The 1,116-nt window shown below is 75.5% G+C and carries 1 protein-coding gene and 1 pseudogene; both read right to left on the bottom strand.

All coding sequences use genetic code 11. From position 1 onward, the window contains the following. Positions 1-11: 11 nt before the first annotated feature. A complete protein-coding gene (locus ACYVE9_RS27845; RefSeq protein ID WP_461030661.1) occupies positions 12-671 on the bottom strand; it encodes an NAD(P)H-binding protein in 660 nt (219 codons plus the stop codon). Positions 672-772: 101 nt separating this feature from the next. After that, positions 773-1,116, bottom strand: a pseudogene (locus ACYVE9_RS27840) (hydrolase); the annotation flags it as partial.

Below are 1,116 nucleotides of genomic sequence, written 5' to 3'. Positions count from 1 at the left end.
CGGGTGCCGCGTCAGCGGGTGACGGCGGTGACGGCGTCGGCGTCGGGGGTGTCGCCGTTGACGAGTTCCAGGGTGCGGCCGGCGGTGGCCGGGGTGTCGAGCAGGGCGGCGAGTACGGCGGCCACGTCGTCGCGGGTGACCTCCCCGCGGCCGGTGGAGTCGGCCAGCAGGACCTTGCCGGTGGCCTCGTCGTCGGTGAGGCGGCCCGGCCGCAGGATCGTCCAGTCCAGGTCGTCGTGGGCGCGGACGGCCTCGTCGGCGGCGCCCTTGGCGCGGAGGTACGCGGCGAACACCGGGTCCATGTCGGCGGGCGGGTCGCTGTCGGCGCCCATGGAGGACACCACCAGGAAGCGTCGTACCCCTGCCTGAGCGGCGGCGTCGGCGAGGAGTTGGGCTGCGGCCCGGTCCACCGAGTCCTTGCGTTCCACGCCGCTGCCGGGACCCGCGCCGGCTGCGAACACCGCAGCGTCGGCGCCCGCGAGGTGCCGGGCGACTTCCTCGACCGTCGCCGACTCCAGGTCGCAGACCACGGGTTCGGCACCGGCCGCCTGGACCTGTTCCGCCTTGTCCGGGTTGCGGATCAGGCCCGCGACGTCGTCCCCGCGCCCGGCGAGCAGTCGCTCCAGCCGCAGCGCGATCTTTCCGTTTCCACCAGCGATCACTGTGCGCATGCTGTCGACCGTACGCCTTCGCCACCCGGAAAGCCGGGCCCCCGCGCCGCACCGTCGTCAAAGCCGGCCCCCGCGCCGCACCACCGTCAAAGCCGGGCGGGTCAGCCCTGGGCCTGGCGGGGCAGGTCGAGGGCGGCGGTGGTGGTGTCGCCCGCGTCGCAGAACTCCCGTACGGCGCTGGTGCGGGTGACGACCCGGCCGCGGTGCAGCACCACACGGCTGTAGGAGAGGGAGAGCGCGGCGGGCAGGGTCCGGCCGCGGACGGCGAGCAGCTCGGCGGGGAAGCCGGCCTCCACCCGCACCTCGGGCAGGCCCATGACCTCCCGGGCCTGGGAACTGACCGCCTCGTACGCGGCCGTCGGGGCCAGTTCGCCCAGCGACGCCAGCAGGTACGCGGCTTCCAGCGGGTCGCCGCGGCCGACCGGGTTGGCGGCGTCGCGCAGTG

Source organism: Streptomyces sparsus, assembly GCF_054776295.1.
Note: the sequence above shows the minus strand (reverse complement) of the source record. Positions and strands in the feature narration are given on the sequence as shown.